We start from the raw sequence: 15753 nt of genomic DNA, 5'->3' as shown, positions 1-15753 counted from the left end.
GGCCGGTCGGTCGCGCAGGGGATGAAGTAACTCCAGCCTCAGCCGCGGCCGGAACGTACTGCGAGCCAGATCACGTGGCGGGCGCCGCCCTTTCGGCCGTTGGCACGGGTGGCGACCTCCTCGACGCTCAAGCCCGCATCGTGCAGGCGGCGGCCGAAGCTGCGGTCAGGCCCCGCGGACCAGACCGCGAGGACCCCGCCCGGACGCAGGGCGGCATGGGCGGCGCCGAGGCCGGCCGGATCGTAGAGCCGGTCGTTGGAGGCCCGCGTCAGGCCGTCCGGCCCGTTGTCGACGTCGAGCAGGATCGCGTCCCAGGCGGCCGGCCGCTCGCCGATCGCGCGCGCCACGTCCACCTCGCGCAAGGTTACGCGGGGATCGTCGAGAATGCCGGCGAACACGTCGGCGAGGGGGCCGCGCGCCCAGGCGGCCACAGCGGGCACGAGCTCGGCCACCGTCACCGCCGCCCCGGGAGGCAGCGCACCGAGCGCGGCGCGCAGGGTGAAGCCCATGCCGAGCCCGCCGATCAGCACGTGCGGCGCCCTGCGCGATGCGATCCTGCCGCAGGCCAGGGTCGCCAGCGCCTCCTCCGAGCCGCTGAGCCGGCTGTTCATCAGCTCGTTCTGGCCGAGCATGATCGCGTACTCGGTGCCCCGCCGCCGCAGCCGCAGGGTGCCGCCGTCGCCGGGGATCGAAGCGGTGTCGAGGTTCTCCCAGGGGATCATGCGGCGCTCACGTCCTCTCGTCCGGCAAGCCACGCCGCCATCCCGGCCGCCGCCGCCCGACCGCTGCTGATCGCGCCCTGGAGCAGGTAGCCGCCGGTGGGCGCCTCCCAGTCGAGCATCTCGCCGGCCACGAACAGGCCTGGCCGCTTCCGAACCATGAAGCCCGCGTCGAGCCCGTCGAAGCCGACACCGCCGGCGGTGGAGATCGCACGCTCGATCGGCGCCATCGCGTGCAGGCGCAACGGTGCGGCCTTGATCAGCCCGGCGAGCGCATCCGGGTCGGCCGGCAGCGCGACGCCCGCAGCCTCGCGCAGCACCCCCGCCGCCACCGGCGACAGGCCGGCCCCCTTGCGCAGGCGCGTCGCCATCGATTCGCCGGGCCGCGGGTCGGACAGCCGGTCAGCGAGGGCGCTCGCGCTGAGGTCGGGACGCAGGTCGAGCACCAAGCGCGCGGCGCCCTTGCTTCCCGCGTCCTTCCCGTTCCTGTCCTGGCGCTCGATCATCGCGCGAAGGGCCCGCGACACCGCGTAGATCGCACCGCCCTCGATGCCGTCGGCGGTGATCAGCGCCTCCCCCCGCACGATCACGCCGTCGGCGGTCAACCCGATCCGCTTCAGGGGCTGCCCGGCGAAGCGCTCGCGGAAATGGTCCGACCATGCCACCGCGAAGCCCGCATTGGCCGGGCGCAGGGGCGCGACGGCGACGCCGAGATTCGCCAGCATCGTCACCCAGGCTCCGTCCGAGCCGAGGCGGGGCCAGCTCGCGCCGCCGAGCGCCAGCAGCACCGCCTTCGGCCTCGTCCAGCTCTTCCCGTCCGGCGTCTCGAACACCAGCGTGCCGTCCTCGACGGCCACGAGCCGGTGCCGGGTGCGGATGCCGACGCCCGCGCCCTCGAGGCGGCGCAGCCAGGCCCGCAGAAGGGGCGAGGCCTTGAACGCCTTCGGGAACACCCGCCCGCTCGATCCGACGAAGGTCGGCTCCCCCAAGCCATCGCACCAGGCCCGCAACGCATCCGGCGGGAACGCCGCGATCGCCCCGGCCAGGCTGCCGGACGGGTGGTAGCGCCGCAGGAAGTCCGGGACGGGCTCGCTGTGGGTCAGGTTCAGGCCCCCGCGGCCGGCGAGCAGGAATTTCCGGCCGACCGACGGCATCCGGTCGTAGATCGCGACCCGGTGCCCGGCCGCGGCCAGCACCTCGGCCGCCGCCAGCCCGGCGGGGCCGCCGCCGACGACCGCGACCTCGTTCCGGGAGGCGTCGTCCTGCGCCACGTCGTCGTCTCGCATGTCCATCGCAGCGGAAGGCGTCCGATCGTCCCCGCTGTCAAGGCATGCCTGCATGGACCGGCATCGCTCGAGCCCGCCCTTGATTCGCCGCGTTCGGGTCTTTAACTGCCGCTCATCGGCTGCGGGCCCCTCTGGCGGGATGCTCTCTCAAGATGCTTCCGTGATGTCGGAGCCGATGCTTTCCTTGCAAAAGAAGCATCACGGTCCCGCTCATGGTCGATTTCATGTACGTCGAGTGGCTCGGCAAGCCGATCTGGATGTGGCTCGGGTTCCACGCCCTTGTCGCCGCCCTGCTCGCCTTCGATCTCGGCCTGCTCCATCGCGACAAGGAGCACGAGATCGGCGTCAAGGAGAGCCTTCTCCTCACCGCCTTCTACTTCAGCCTCGGCCTCGCCTTCGGCGGCTGGATCTGGTGGTACCTTGGCGCACAGCCCGCCCAGGAATACGTTACCGGGCTCGTGGTCGAGAAGTCGCTGTCGATGGACAACGTCTTCGTCATCGCGGTCATCCTGTCGGCGCTCGGCATCCCGCTCGCCGCCCAGCACAGGGTGCTGGTCTGGGGCATCCTCGCCGCGGTGCTGCTGCGCGGACTGATGATCGGGCTCGGCGCCGCCCTGGTGCATCAGGCCGCCTGGGTGCTGTCGCTGTTTGCCGCCTTCCTGATCTATGCCGGCCTGAAGATGCTGTTCTCCAAGGAGGAGGACGCCGGCGACTTCCAGGATCACGCCGCCGTGCGGTGGCTCAGGGCGAAGCTGCGGATCACGCCCGAGCTTCACGGCCAGCATTTCCTGGTGCGGAAGACCGATGCCAGGACCGGCAAGACCGCCCTGTGGCTCACTCCGTTGGCGCTCGCCCTGGTGCTTGTGAACGGCGCCGACGTGATCTTCGCGGTCGACAGCGTGCCGGCGATCTTCGCGATCACGACCGATACCTTCGTGGTCTACACCTCCAACATCTTCGCGATCCTCGGGCTTCGCGCGCTCTACTTCGCGCTGGCAGCAATGGTCGATCGCTTCGCCTACCTCAAGACGGCGCTCGCCTTCATCTTGATCTTCATCGGCACGAAGATCGTCGTCGCCGACACCTTCGGCCTCGTCCACGTGCCGCCGTGGGTGTCGCTGGCGGTGACCGTGGTGCTGCTGACGATCGGCATCCTCTACAGCCTGTGGCGCACCCGGGGCGAGGCGCATGCGGATGCGCGCGAAGCCAAGCTGCACGGTCGGGCCTAAGCCGGAGGGTCAGCCGCCCCGGTGGTAGACGCCGCTGAAGCTGACGTTCATGCCGCCGCAAGCCCTGTCGCGGCAGGCGGGCGCGAGGCTCGAGCGGGTGGGGTCCGCATCATCCGACCCGAGGAATTGCACGTGCCCCTCCGCCACGACCCGTGCGACCTGGAGCGGCCGGCCGAGATCCGGCAGGTCCGGACGGGTCGCGGCGGGCGCAGCCGAATTCATCGACGCCCTCCCGCCCGCATTCTGGGCCGAGGCCGGGGCGGCGAGGGCGGCCAGCAACGCGAGTCCGGCCGACATGGGAGGGAGGCGATTCGGCGATCGCGCCCTGACGGCCGCCTCAGCTTGGCCGCGACGCGATCAGGTCGCGCAGGGTGGTGATGGTGGAGGCGTCGGCGATGCCGTCGACCCGCGCCTGACGGAAATGGCGCTGGAACGCGGTGACGACGTCCCGCATGTGGCGATCGAATGTGCCCGTCAGAGGCTGCTCGTAGCCGTAAAGCGCGAGCATCGCCTGCAGCGCCTCGATCGGCTGCCCGGAATCGCCCTCGGCGAAGAAGCGCCCGTCGCGCAGCGGCACTTCCGGCACGTGATGGCCGACGCCGTCCGCCGCGAGCCGGCCCCAAGGGAAAGTCTCGCCCGGATCCTCCTTGCGGCCGGGCGCGATGTCGGAATGCGCCAGCACCCGGTCGGCCGGGATCGCCCAGCGCGAGACGATGTCGCGCGCGAGCGCTGTCACGGCGGCGATCTGCGCCTCCGGGTAGGGCGGCAGGCCGCCGGCATGGCCGGGATGGACGATCTCGATGCCGAGCGAGCGGGAGTTCACGTCGCGCTCGCCGCGCCAGGACGCCCGCCCCGCATGCCAGGCCCGGCGGCTCTCCGGCACCATCTGCCAGATCGCGCCGTCCTCCAGCACGACGTAATGGGCCGAGACCTCGGCGATCGGGTCGGCGAGCCGCTGCATAGCGGCGGCCGCGCTCGTCATGCCGGTGTAGTGCAGGATCAGCATGTCCGGCCGCGGGCCGAGGCGCTCGCCGTGGTTCGGCGAGGGCTGGATGCGGGTGGCGAGCGGGCTGTCCGGTGTCATGGCGAACCGCCCTCCACCGCGGCGGCGCCGTCCGCGAGGATCCGGTCGTGGGCCGCGTTGATCGCGGCGAGGCGCTTGGTGGCGATCGCCACCGCCTCGGGCGGCAGGCCGCGGGCGATGGCGCGGTCGGGGTGGTTCTCGGCGACGAGCTGGCGGTGGCGCGCCTTCACCGCAGCCGGGTCGGCGCCGTGCTCGAGCCCGAGGACGAGGTAGGGGTCGTCGGCCAGCCGCACGTGCCGGGCGGCGATGCGGCGGAACGCGGCGTCGTCGAACCCAAAGATCTCGGCCACCGCGCGGAGATAGGCCTCCTCCGCCTGATGGATCGCGCCGTCGGCGGTGGCGATGTGGAAGAGGCCGTCGAGGACGTCCTCGAGCAGCGACGGCTCGTCGTGGAAGGCGTTGGCGAGCTGCCGCGCATAGGCCTCGTAGCCGTTGGTCGTCCGCTTCGCGAGGTCGAACAGCCGGGTGACGCGGGCGCGCTCCGCCTCGCCGACCTGCACGACCTTGCCGAAGGCCTCGACCTCGGACGGGGTCACCACCCCGTCGGACTTCGCCATCTTGGCGGCGAGCGCGACGAGGCCGGTGGTGAAGACCACGTCGCGCGGCATCGGCCCGAACAGCGCACCCTCGCGGTCGACGAGGTAATGGCCCGCGAGGCCGCCGACGAGCCCGCCGAGCGGGCCGCCGATGGCGAGGCCGATCCCGGCGCCGCCGATCTTGCCCCAGATCCCCGAGCTCATCGGGACCCGGCGGGGATGTTTCGGAGATGCGGAACGGTCACCGGCAGGCCTCTATGCGGTGCCGCCGGGGACCCTGACGGGATCCGGCGACGACAAGCCGCCGGGGATACAGGCTCGACCGGAAACGCGGAAGGGCCGGAGCGCTCGGCTCCGGCCCAGGCCTGGAACGAAGAAAGGGCCGGAGCGCTCGGCTCCGGCCCTTCGACGTTCGGTCGGCGGCGAGGCCTCAGCGGCAGTACACGTCGCCGTAGGCGTCGCGGTAGGTGCCGTAGGGGCAGCGCGGCGCGGTGGAGGCGCCGACGATGGCGCCGCTCGCGCCGCCGATCGCGGCACCGGCGAGGGCGCCGCCGGCGCGGCCGGTGGCGGCTCCGCCGATCGCGGCACCGGCGAGGGCGCCGAGACCGGCGCCGCCGAGGGCGCGGTCCTGCGGCGTGTTGCAGGCGCCGACCGAGAGGGCGAGGGTGCCTGCGAGGGCGACGGCGATGAGCTTCTTCATGAGTCCGTGACTCCCTTGTGCATCCGGTCCGGCATTTCGCCGTGGTGATGGTGCGGTCCGAGCTTAGCCTTATCGGCCATGAAATGCACTTGCCACGGCCAAGGTTCCGTCGAGATCGGCGACGGGCACCGGAAAGCTGGGCTCGGCCCGACCTCGTGCCGGCGACCGCGATGACTGGCCGCGCCGCGGTTCCCGTGGCCGGCCGCGCGCGAATGGGCCTCGGCACGGCGCATCGTGCGGGGTAAGAGCCTGCGGATGCGGGTTCCGCGAGGCCCGAGCCTCGTTCCTTCCGATCACCGCCTGAGAGAGGGTGCCATGCCGAGAGCCACCACGATCGTCCGCAAGGCCGCGGTCCGCCCCGACGCGGTCGTCGACACGATCAGCCTCGATCATGCCGGGCGCCAGGCGCAGCACGGACACCTCCACAGCGCCGGCGGCCTGCACATCGACCTCGCCCTGACCAAGGCCGCCGGGCTCGAGGACGGCGACGCCCTGCGCCTCGACGACGGCCGCCTGGTCGCGGTCAAGGCCGCCCCGGAGGCGCTGCTGGAGATCCGCGCCGAGAATCCGGCCCGCCTGATCCGCCTCGCCTGGCAGCTCGGCGGCAATCACGTCCCGGCCGAGATCGGCGCCGAGGTGCTCCACGTCCCGGCCTCGCCGGCCACGGCCGAGCTCGTCCGCGGCCAGGGCTGCACCGCGAGCCCGGTCGACCGCGCCTTCCGGCCCGAGCGCATGGCGCACGACCACAGCACCTGCGGCCACGACCATTCGCATGATCACCACGATCACGCGGCCCACGCCGATCGCGACCATGGCCACGACCACACGCACGCGGACGATCGTGGCCACGATCACCACGCGCACGATCCCGCGCCCCACGATCACGCGCCCCACGTGCATGGCCCCGGCTGCAGCCACGATCACTGACACGCCCCGCCGCCGACCGCGCCGGCCGACGACGCTTCACGGGATCGCAAGCCTCGCCTGCGATCCTGATACGGCGACGAGGGATCGAGGTCGGGACGTGAAACCAGCGCAAGCGCCGTCGACGTCGCTGCGCGACCGGATCGCGGGATCGGACCCGCTTCGGCGCGCCCTCCTCGCTTGTACGGCCGTGATGCTGGCGGCCGCGCTCGGCCTGCCGCAGGTTCTCGCGCTCCCGCCGACGATCACCAACTACTTTTTCGTCACCGACGCGTTGTGGCTCACCGGCATCGCCTTCATCCTCGCGCTGGGGGCGACCGTCACGATCCCGGAAGGCCTCGGGCGCTGGGTGCGCCTCGCGCAGGCGCCGGCACGCAGCATCGGGATCGTCGGGTTCCTCGTCGTGCTCGTTACGCTAATCGGAACGTTCGTCGTGTTCCACGGCGTTCCGTTGTCCTACGACGAGGTGATGGCCGACTTCGATGCGAAGGTGTTCCTCGGCGGGCACCCGATCGCGCCGATCGCGCCGGAATGGCGGCACAGCGTGCCGGCGCTGGCGACGAGCTTCGTGCTGCCGGTGCCGAACGATGCGGCCTGGGTCTCCGCCTACCTGCCGGTCAACGCGGTTTTCCGCGCGTCCTTCGCCCTGTTCGCATCGCCGACGCTCACCGGCCCGGTTCTCCTCGCGGTCGCCGTTCTCGCGCTCGCCGGGATCGCACGCCGCCTGTGGCCCGATCGGCCGGACGCCGCCCTCGTCGCGGTCTTGATGCTGGCCACGAGCCCGCAGGTGCTCGTAGCGGCAATGACGCCCTACGCGATGACCGCGCATCTGGCGCTCAATTTCGTCTGGCTGCAGCTCTTCCTGCGCGGCGGACGCCTCGGGCATGGCGGCGCGATCGCGACCGGATTCCTCGCCTGCGGCCTGCATCAGGTGATCTTCCATCCGCTCTTCGCGCTGCCGTTCCTGGTCGGGCTCATCACCGGCCGGCGCTGGCGCCTCGCCGCCCTCTATCTCGCCGCCTATGCCGCCATCGGGGCCTTCTGGACGCTGTACTGGCACGGCCTCCTGGTCGCGACGGGCTACGCCGGGCAGGGCGAGGCGGTCGGTTGCGGCTTCATGGTCGAGCGCGTCGCCATGCTGCTGCGGGATTTCGAGTGGCGCGGCCTGGAGACCATGGCGATGAACGTCGTCCGCTTCGCCGCATGGCAGAGCCCGCTCCTCCTGCCGCTAACCGCTTTGGCCTGGCCGGCGATCCGTCGCGGCGAAGGTCTCGCCCGCCCGCTCGCGGCGGGCCTCTTCATCACGGTCGGAGCGATGTTCGTCCTGCTTCCCTACCAGGGGCACGGATGGGGCTACCGCTACCTCCACGGGCTGATCGGCAATGCGAGCCTGCTCGCGGCCCACGGGTGGATCCGCATCACCGGGACACCGGCCCCGCACCGGCGAAGCGTGGCCGCCGCCATCCTCGGCCTCGGCTGGATCGCTGCCGTGCTGATCCTGGTGCCCGGCCGCGCCCTCGAAGCGAACCGCTTCGCCGCACCCTATGCAAAAGCCGTCGAGGCCATCGCCCGGTCGCCGGCCGACATCGTCCTCGTCGACGATGCGAACCTCGTCTACGGCATGGATCTCGTCCGCAACGACCCGTACCTGCGTGAACGCCCGACCGTGCTTCTCCTGCGCCGGCTGTCGACGGAGAAGCTCGCCGAACTCTGCGCCACTCGGACGATCGCGCTGTTCGGACAGACCGAAGGCGCTCGGTTCGGCATCGCCCTCGCGCAGGAACTTACGGCGCCCGCGGTCCCGGCCATACCCTGCTCGGTGGCTGCCGTGCCCGTCCCCTAAAGGCGCGAGGCAGGCGCCGGCTCGCGTTCCGAATGCCGCCGGTCGTCAAGGCGACGGCCCCCCGGGAAAGCCCCTTACGCCGTTTCGGGCGGGATCGTTAACCAAGGCGACCTAATTTCCGGTTCCCTTCGGAGTTGCCCATCCCGTGATCGAACGCACGCTCCTTCGCGACTTCATGGCGGCCTACCCCGCACAGCCGGCGACCGCGTTCTGGCGTGCGATCGAGATCGGCGCCCTTGTTCGGCACGGCCTGCCCGAGGGGACAGGCCTGGACTTCGGATGCGGCGACGGCATTCTGACGGACATCTTGCTTCGACATGCCGGCTCGCGGCCCCTGATCGGCATCGATATCGATCCGCTGGAGATCGCCGCCGCACGGCGATTCCCGTTCTACGAACGACTGCACCACAGCCCTGACGGATCGGTTCCGGAGCCGGACGGCAGCCTTGACTTCGCCCTCTCGAACTCGGTGCTGGAACACGTCGACGACCTCGATGCAGCCTTGGCCGAGATCGCGCGTGTCCTGAAACCCAAGGGACGCTTCTTGTTCACGGTGCCGGCTCCGGCCTTTCGCGACCTTCTCGCCGGGAGCGTGCTTCCCGGTGCGGATCGCGAAACCTATCTGGCGACCCTCGACCGGCGGATCGCGCACCGAAATTATCTCGATGGGCCGGCTTGGACGAAAACGTGCTCGGCCCACGGCCTCGATGTGGAAGCTTGCGAGACGTATCTCGAGGGCCGGCAGGTCCGACGCTGGGAGAACCTGTCGCGGATGACCGGTGGCCTGCTCTATACGATTCTGGGCGAACGTAGCCGGCCGATCGAGATCCAGCGCGACCTTGGACTGCGTGACCCGACACGACCCTGCCAGTGGCCGGCCCCGATCGCGAGCCTCCTCGGCAATATTGCCGCCTTCGGCATCGATCTCGCGCCGCCGCGTGACCAGCCGCTCGCTCCCGATGCAGCGGCATGCCTTCTCGTCTTCGGAACGCGGGCATGAGGGGTCGGATCTACCCGGCCGGGTCCGCACGGTAGGAAGCGACCACCCGATCGAGGGACGATGCCAGCGACAGGCTGGACGCGTGGCACCCGAACCAGGCGGCCGTTGACAAGCGAAGCGTATGACCGGCCGCCGCGACGCGCAGGATCGCCTCGGCCAAGGCTTCGGGCGATGCGCTATCGGCGACGAACCCGTTGACGCCATCCTCCACCAGTTCCGTCGCAGCGTTGTCCGCTCCCCGGACGAGGATGCTCGGCGTGCCGAGGGCGGCTGCCTCGACCACTACGAGGCCGTATCCCTCCCGCTCGGACGGATGAATGAGGCAGAGCGCGCGCGCGAGATGTTCGGTCATTGTCTCGGCGGACACGAAGCCCGGCACGTCGATGCGATCCCCGAGACCCTCCCGATCGACAGCGTCGAGCACCTCGCCCCGTGCCGGTCCGTCGCCGAGGATGAGGGCACGCAGGTCCGGCCGCTCCGCGACGGCCAGGGCGAGCGCCGGGACGATCGCGGCAGCCTGCTTCTCAGGAATATGGCGGCCAGCGAACAGGACGACGGGATCCGCGCGTGACGGCTCCCGAGACGTCGGCAACTGCGCGCAGAGCCCACGAAGGATCTCCGGCCGAGCCCGCAGCCCCTGCGCCGTCAGGCGTCGCGCGACGAGGATGGAGAAGCAGAAGGCATTCTGGGGCAAGCGCAGGCAGAGTCCCTGAACGAGCCACCCGATGCGACCGCCCAGCCGGCCGAGGTAGCGCGTCCAATAGGAGAACGACCAGAATTCGAACCAATCCACCGATACGCGATAATGATGGATCGGCTGCAGGAGGCCGATGGCGAGTAAGGAGAAATACGGGAAAGACGCGGTATGGATCGCGTCGTAGCGTCGCCCGTGGCGGAGCAGATGCCATAAAACGCCGAGGCCGAAGACGATGGGCGGCAATACCCTGCGGTTGCCTCCGGCCCCGTAGAGGGCCATCCGCGGGCCGACCGCAACGATGTCCACGTTCGGGACCTGCGCAGTCTCCCCCTCGGGCCATTGACGCAGCGTGAGATAGGTGACGCGGTGCCCCGCCGCCGCCAGAGCGTCGCCGAGATTGCGGTACCAGCGCTCGGCGCCGCCGATCGTGTGCGGGTAGAGGCAATCGTAGACGAGGCACACGTGCCGCTTTGTCTGAGCGGTCGCCACGCGCCTAAGCCGCACGGCGCAAGCTACGCTTGCCGATCCGATCGGGATCAACCTCGTTCGAGGCGCCTTCGATCAAGTTGGAAGACTTGTCACGAGCGAGAAACGCCGCCTCGTTGCCACCGATGACGGCGAGGAGGAAGCCACCGAGCCCGGTCTGCGTTCCGACGACCAGCAGCGAGGTGCCGACAACGGCGGGCAGCATCGTTCCGATTGGGCCGTAGCCGTTGTGTGACCAATAGCCGACGACGCCGAGAAGGACTGCCAGCCCCGCAGCGAAGCAGGCGGTGCCCCCGGCGAGCATCGTCTCGAGGGACACCCAGCGCGACCACCGAACGAGCGAAGCTGCTGGCCGGCGATACCCGGCGCGAACCCCGTACAAGTGCGTCGCCGCGGCCAGCAGCGCCGTGCTATGGCCGAGGCCGACGAGGGCGCCGGCGAGGATGACCCAATAGTTGCCGAACAGGATCTGGGTCGGCTCCGCGACGAACAGGCTGATCCCAGCGGCCAGCAGGATGAGCAGGCCCGCACCGCCCATCACGCCTGCCGGGACCGCGAACGCCCAGGTCGGGCTCAGCATCAGCAGGTAGCGCAGGTGGCGCCAGCCGTCGCGCCAGGGGCGCAGGTGCGGCGGGCGGCCGCGCACGTCGCGCGAGAGCGTGGCCGGCACCTCGGCGATGCGCTCGCCCTTCAGCGCCGCTTTGATCACCATCTCGCTGGCGAACTCCATGCCGCTGCCGCGCAGCGCCAAACGCTTGACGCAGCCCTTGGTCAGCGCCCGCAGGCCGCAATGCGCGTCGTCGACGCCGGTGCGGAACAGCAGGTTAAGGATGCTGGTGAGCACCGGGTTGCCGATGTAGCGGTTCTTCCACGGCATCGCGCCGGGCGCGATCCCGCCGCGGAAGCGCGAGCCCATGCACAGGTCGGCGCCTCCCTGCAGAGCCTCGACCATCGCGACGGAGTCGCGGAATTCGTAGGAGCCGTCGGCGTCGCCCATCACCAGGTAGCGCCCGCGCGCCGCCTGGAAGCCGCCGGCGAGGGCCGCGCCGTAGCCGCGCTCCGCGACCGGCACCACCCGCGCGCCGAGGCTTTCGGCCAAAGCTTGGCTGCCGTCTGTGCTGCCGTTGTCGGCGATGACGATCTCCCCGGCCAAGCCTTTGGCGGCGAGGGTCTCGAGGGCGGCGCGCGCGCTGGCGATCGCGGTCGGCAGGGCACGCACCTCGTCGAGGCACGGCATCACGATCGAGACGTCGATCGTGGCCGCCGCCGCGTCGGCGGCGATCTCCCGGTTCTGCCCGCCCCGGTCCTGCCCGCCCATGCCGCTTCCACCCGCGTCTCGCCCGGGCGGCAGGATGGTTTGCAAAGCGTTGCGATTCGGTTTCGGCGGCCGCTCAGGCGCTGACGAAGCGGCCCGACGCTCGCGCGGGTCGGGCATCGGCCTCGGCCAGCACCAGGATCGCGCGGCCGGGCAGCGGCACGATCGCCTCCGCCGCGTGCGCGGCGGCGTCCGGTGCGACCGCGCCGGTCGCGGCGGTGGTGTCGAGGACCGTCTGCCACGGCCCGCCGATCACCGCGGCGAGGCGGAAGTCGCAGGGCTGGGGATCGGCATTGATCAAAATCAGGATGCGGCCGTGATCGAGGTCGTTGCCGATCTGCATCCCGAAGGCGCGACGGCTCTCGTCGGCCCAGGCGTCGGAATTCATCTCCGCGCCGCAGGGCGAGAGCCAATGCACGTCGCGCAGGGTGCTCCCGGGGGCGATCGGCGTGCCGTCGAAGAACTGCCGACGGCGAAGGGCCGGCCTCTCCCGACGCAGGCGCGTGAGGTTCGAGACGAAGGCGCCGAGATCCGGGTCGGGATCGGTCGACCAGTCCATCCAGCTCGTCGGGTTGTCCTGGCAATAGGCGTTGTTGTTGCCGCGCTGCGTGCGCGAGCGCTCATCGCCCATCAGCAGCATCGGCACGCCCTGCGCCAGCATCACGGTGGCGAGCAGGTTGCGCTTCTGGCGGGCGCGAATGGCGAGGATCGCCGGGTCGTCGGTCGGCCCCTCGACGCCGTAGTTGCGCGAGACGTTGTGGCCGTGGCCGTCGCGGTTGTCCTCGCCGTTCTCGGCGTTGTGCTTCTCCTCGTAGGCGACCACGTCGGCGAGCGTGTAGCCGTCATGGGTCGCAGCGAAGTTGATGCTGGCGAGCGGCGAGCGGCCCGACGGCGCGAACACCTCGCGCGAGCCGGTCAGCCCCTGGGTCAGCTTGGCCAGCTGGCCGGCATCGCCGCGCCAGAAGCCACGGGCGGCGTCGCGGAACTGATCGTTCCACTCGCTCCAGCCGCGCGGATAGCCGCCGAGGCGATAGCCGTTCTCGCCGAGGTCCCAGGGTTCGGCGATCATCTTCACCCGCGCCAGCACCGGATCCTGCGCCACCGCCTGGAAGAATGCGGCCTCGGCCGAGAATGCGGAGGGCGCCCGGCCGAGGCTGGTGGCGAGGTCGAAGCGGAAGCCGGCGATGCCGTAGGCGGTCGCCCAGTGGCGCAACGAATCCAGCACCATCTGCATCACCCGCGGGTGAGCGACGTCCAGGGTGTTGCCGCAGCCGGTGCAATCGACGTCGCGGCGGGGATTGTCGGGGTCGAGCTTGTAGTAGCTGGCGTTGTCGATGCCACGGAACGACAAGGTCGGCCCGGCATGGCCGGCTTCGGCGGTGTGGTTGTAGACCACGTCGAGGATCGTCTCGATGCCGGCGGCGTTCAGCTCGTGGATCGCCGCCTTCAGGCCGCCGAGGCCGCCGTCGCCGAGATAGCGCGGATCGGGCGCGAAGTAGCCGAGCGGCGAGTAGCCCCAGAAGTTCACCAGCCCCTTGTCGACCAGGAAGCGGTCGTCGGCGAAGGCTTGGATCGGCAGCAGCTCGAGCGCGGTGACGCCGAGCTTCCACAGGTGCTCGACGATCGCCGGATGGGCCAGCGCCGCATAGGTGCCGCGCTCGGCTTCCGGCACGGCCGGATGGGTCATCGTCAGCGCCTTGACGTGCGCCTCGTAGATCACCGTCTCGGAGAGCGGGCGGCGGATCGGCTGCAGCGCGAGGTTCGGAACCTCCGGCGCGGTGACGACCGATTTCGGCATGTAGACCGCGCTGTCGCGCCGGTCGATCTGATCCTCGCGCTGCAGCCCGCGGCGGTGGCCGTACAGGGCGTCGTGCCAGCGGATCCGTCCGCGGATCTCGCGGGCATAAGGGTCGAGGACGAGCTTCGACGGATTGAAGCGGTGGCCGCGCGCCGGCTCCCACGGCCCGTGCACCCGGTAGCCGTAGAGCTGGCCCGGCAGGACGCCGCGGAGGTAGCCGTGCCAGATGTCGTCGCTGCGGCAGGGCAGGCGGATCGTGCGGCGCTCGCCCGGCTCGAACAGGCAAAGGTCGACCGCCGTCGCGTGCTCGGAGAAGAGCGCGAAGTTGACGCCGCGCCCGTCGAAATGGGCGCCCAGAGGCGCCGGCACGCCGTCGTCGACGGCGATCATGCGTGACTGCGACACGGAATGGTCCCCCCGGCCCGGAGCCGGTGTGGACGCATCCGCGATCCCGGATCAAGCCGCCGGGCCGCATGGGCCGTGGAGAACGACGACGTCCGCCCCGAGATCACTCCGCCGCGGCGGCCGTCGTCGGCGGCTCGCGCTCGACGGTGCGGAAGTTCTCGAGCTCGGAGAGGAAATTGCGCGCCCACCAATCGACATCCTCGCGGGTCATGCGCTCGACCATCGGCTTCCAGCGCTCCAGGCGCTCGCTGCGCGGCATGTACAGGGCCGTCCGGATCGCCTCCGCGACCTCGAAGCGGTCGTAGGGGTTCACCATCAGCGCTTCGGGCAACTGCCGTGCCGCACCGGCGAATTTTGAGAGCACGAGCACGCCGGGATCGTCCTCGCTCTGGGCGACGACGTATTCCTTCGCCACGAGATTCATGCCGTCGCGCATCGGCGTCACGAGGCCGACGCGGGCGGCGCGATACAGCCCGGCCAGAACCGGGCGCGGATAGGCCTTGGTGACGTACTGGATCGGCGTCCACGCCGGGTCGCCGAGCGCGCCGTTGATCTCGCCGACCGTCTCGTTGACGGTGCGCGAGAGCTGCTCGTATTCCGGCACCTCGCTGCGGGACTTCGGCGTGATCTGGATGTAGGTGACGTTGCCGCGCTGGTCGGGGTTCGAGGCGAAGAAGCGCTCCACCGCCTCCATCCGCTCGGGCACGCCCTTGGAATAGTCGAGCCGGTCGACGCCGATCAGCAGCTTGCGGGTGCGCAGGCCAGCCATCGTCTCGCGCACCACCTTGTTCGAGCCCGCCTTCTCCGCCGCGTCCTTGAAGCCGGCGACGTCGATGCCGATCGGGAAGCTGCGGATCCGGGTCCGGCGCCCGTCGACCATCAGCGAGCCGCCGCCGAGCGGGATCGCCCGCAGGGTGTCGATCAGGTTGCGGGACAGGTTCTGCACGTCCGGGTCGGTCTGCAGGCCGATCAGGTCGTAGTCGGCGATGGCGCGGAGCAGGTCGTTGCTCGCCGGCAGCGTGTTGAACACGTCGGCGGCCGGCCACGGGATGTGGTGGAAGTAGCCGATCGGGTTGGCGAGGCCGAGGCCGCGAAGCTCGGCGGCCATCGGCAGCAGGTGGTAGTCGTGGACCCAGATGATGTCGTCGGGCTCGACGAGCTTGGCGAGCGCCCGCGCAAAGATGCGGTTGACGCGGCAATAGCCGGCGTAGTCCGAGCGCGAGAACGCCCCGAGACCGAGCCGGTAATGCATGATCGGCCACAGCGCCCGGTTGGCGAAGCCGGCGTAGTATTCCTTGTGATCCTGCGGCGAGAGGTCGACCACCGCGTATTGGACGCGGTCCCGATCGATCAGCGTCGGTTCCTCTGAGGGCTCCTCGCTGATGTTGCCGCTCCACCCGAACCAGAGACCTTCGTAGGCGGTGAAGGCCTCCTTCACGGCGACGGCGAGGCCGCCGGCGGCGACCGCCTTGCCGCCTTCTTCCGGAACCGCAACGCGGTTCGATACGATCACAAGGCGTGCCACTCAGGTGGGCTCCGGATCCTCAAGCGCGCCGGCGTGGAACGCGCAACGTCAACGTTTCTTGCCATCGTGAACGCGCGAGAGGTCGGCGCGATCCGTAGGGTTAGCCAAGCGCGAATGACTGCCGCGGGTCAAGCGATCGTTTGCGGCCGTCACGACGAAATCCGGGGCCTGTCCCCGCATCCGTCCCCGCCGCGCGGGGCGGCGGA

Annotated in this window: 14 protein-coding genes; 4 read left to right on the top strand and 10 right to left on the bottom strand. The window is 70.6% G+C overall.

From position 1 onward, the window contains the following. Positions 1–38 precede the first annotated feature (38 nt). Positions 39–722: a spermidine synthase gene (locus MKK68_RS27785; RefSeq protein ID WP_147858793.1), complete on the bottom strand. Its 684-nt coding sequence runs from the start codon at positions 720–722 to the stop codon at positions 39–41. Further along, positions 719–2011 carry a TIGR03862 family flavoprotein gene (locus MKK68_RS27780; protein WP_244033566.1) on the bottom strand — a complete coding sequence of 431 codons (1293 nt, stop codon included), beginning with the start codon at positions 2009–2011 and terminating at the stop codon, positions 719–721. The genes MKK68_RS27785 and MKK68_RS27780 overlap by 4 nt, the downstream gene beginning before the upstream one ends. 206 nt (positions 2012–2217) lie before the next feature. On the opposite strand from MKK68_RS27780, the gene MKK68_RS27775 reads away from it, so the two are divergent. Further along, positions 2218–3234, top strand: coding sequence for a TerC family protein (locus tag MKK68_RS27775; protein ID WP_244033565.1), 1017 nt, complete (start codon positions 2218–2220; stop codon positions 3232–3234). Between the two features lie 9 nt (positions 3235–3243). On the opposite strand, the gene MKK68_RS27770 is transcribed toward MKK68_RS27775, so the two are convergent. The 4 genes from MKK68_RS27770 to MKK68_RS27755 form a co-directional block, all read right to left on the bottom strand. Then, positions 3244–3531 carry a hypothetical protein gene (locus tag MKK68_RS27770; protein WP_244033564.1) on the bottom strand — a complete coding sequence of 96 codons (288 nt, stop codon included), beginning with the start codon at positions 3529–3531 and terminating at the stop codon, positions 3244–3246. 40 nt (positions 3532–3571) lie between these two features. Beyond that, positions 3572–4318 carry an N-acetylmuramoyl-L-alanine amidase gene (locus tag MKK68_RS27765; RefSeq protein ID WP_147728630.1) on the bottom strand — a complete coding sequence of 249 codons (747 nt, stop codon included), beginning with the start codon at positions 4316–4318 and terminating at the stop codon, positions 3572–3574. Continuing rightward, positions 4315–5058 carry a J domain-containing protein gene (locus MKK68_RS27760; RefSeq protein ID WP_147858797.1) on the bottom strand — a complete coding sequence of 248 codons (744 nt, stop codon included), beginning with the start codon at positions 5056–5058 and terminating at the stop codon, positions 4315–4317. Before MKK68_RS27760 ends, MKK68_RS27765 begins: the two co-directional genes overlap by 4 nt. Positions 5059–5284: 226 nt before the next feature. Beyond that, a complete protein-coding gene (locus MKK68_RS27755; protein WP_147858798.1) occupies positions 5285–5554 on the bottom strand; it encodes a hypothetical protein in 270 nt (89 codons plus the stop codon). Positions 5555–5869: 315 nt separating this feature from the next. On the opposite strand from MKK68_RS27755, the gene MKK68_RS27750 reads away from it, so the two are divergent. The 3 genes from MKK68_RS27750 to MKK68_RS27740 all read left to right on the top strand — a co-directional run bounded on the left by MKK68_RS27750 (position 5870) and on the right by MKK68_RS27740 (position 9321). After that, entirely contained in the window at positions 5870–6481 is a 612-nt protein-coding gene (locus MKK68_RS27750) for an urease accessory protein UreE (protein ID WP_147728379.1), read from the top strand. A gap of 97 nt (positions 6482–6578) precedes the next feature. After that, positions 6579–8321: a hypothetical protein gene (locus tag MKK68_RS27745; RefSeq protein WP_244033563.1), complete on the top strand. Its 1743-nt coding sequence runs from the start codon at positions 6579–6581 to the stop codon at positions 8319–8321. 145 nt (positions 8322–8466) lie between these two features. Beyond that, the gene (locus tag MKK68_RS27740) at positions 8467–9321 is read left to right on the top strand and encodes a class I SAM-dependent methyltransferase (protein ID WP_244033562.1); all 855 of its coding nucleotides are present in this window, start codon (positions 8467–8469) and stop codon (positions 9319–9321) included. Between the two features lie 10 nt (positions 9322–9331). Here the strand turns inward: MKK68_RS27740 and MKK68_RS27735 are convergent, their stop codons facing one another. The 4 genes from MKK68_RS27735 to MKK68_RS27720 all read right to left on the bottom strand — a co-directional run bounded on the left by MKK68_RS27735 (position 9332) and on the right by MKK68_RS27720 (position 15547). Next, on the bottom strand, positions 9332–10480 hold the full coding sequence (locus tag MKK68_RS27735) for a glycosyltransferase family 4 protein (protein WP_244033561.1): 1149 nt from the start codon (positions 10478–10480) through the stop codon (positions 9332–9334). A 31-nt stretch (positions 10481–10511) separates the two neighbouring features. Continuing rightward, a complete protein-coding gene (locus MKK68_RS27730; protein ID WP_187274737.1) occupies positions 10512–11822 on the bottom strand; it encodes a glycosyltransferase family 2 protein in 1311 nt (436 codons plus the stop codon). A gap of 73 nt (positions 11823–11895) precedes the next feature. Continuing rightward, on the bottom strand, positions 11896–14007 hold the full coding sequence (gene glgX, locus MKK68_RS27725; protein WP_244033589.1) for a glycogen debranching protein GlgX: 2112 nt from the start codon (positions 14005–14007) through the stop codon (positions 11896–11898). 118 nt (positions 14008–14125) lie between these two features. Continuing rightward, positions 14126–15547, bottom strand: a complete 1422-nt coding sequence (locus MKK68_RS27720; RefSeq protein ID WP_147858801.1) for a trehalose-6-phosphate synthase — start codon at positions 15545–15547, stop codon at positions 14126–14128. Positions 15548–15753 lie beyond the last annotated feature (206 nt).

Source organism: Methylobacterium sp. E-016 (assembly GCF_022829745.1).
GTDB lineage: Bacteria > Pseudomonadota > Alphaproteobacteria > Rhizobiales > Beijerinckiaceae > Methylobacterium.
This window is presented reverse-complemented; position numbering and strand designations above follow the sequence as displayed.

Coding starts and splice junctions, on each gene's coding strand:
- MKK68_RS27780 (WP_244033566.1), bottom strand. CDS start 2,011: ATGGACATGCGAGACGACGACGTGGCGCAGGACGACGCCTCCCGGAAC.
- MKK68_RS27770 (WP_244033564.1), bottom strand. CDS start 3,531: ATGTCGGCCGGACTCGCGTTGCTGGCCGCCCTCGCCGCCCCGGCCTCG.
- MKK68_RS27750 (WP_147728379.1), top strand. CDS start 5,870: ATGCCGAGAGCCACCACGATCGTCCGCAAGGCCGCGGTCCGCCCCGAC.
- MKK68_RS27785 (WP_147858793.1), bottom strand. CDS start 722: ATGATCCCCTGGGAGAACCTCGACACCGCTTCGATCCCCGGCGACGGC.
- MKK68_RS27775 (WP_244033565.1), top strand. CDS start 2,218: ATGGTCGATTTCATGTACGTCGAGTGGCTCGGCAAGCCGATCTGGATG.
- MKK68_RS27755 (WP_147858798.1), bottom strand. CDS start 5,554: ATGAAGAAGCTCATCGCCGTCGCCCTCGCAGGCACCCTCGCCCTCTCG.
- MKK68_RS27760 (WP_147858797.1), bottom strand. CDS start 5,058: ATGAGCTCGGGGATCTGGGGCAAGATCGGCGGCGCCGGGATCGGCCTC.
- MKK68_RS27730 (WP_187274737.1), bottom strand. CDS start 11,822: ATGGGCGGGCAGGACCGGGGCGGGCAGAACCGGGAGATCGCCGCCGAC.
- glgX (WP_244033589.1), bottom strand. CDS start 14,007: ATGATCGCCGTCGACGACGGCGTGCCGGCGCCTCTGGGCGCCCATTTC.
- MKK68_RS27765 (WP_147728630.1), bottom strand. CDS start 4,318: ATGACACCGGACAGCCCGCTCGCCACCCGCATCCAGCCCTCGCCGAAC.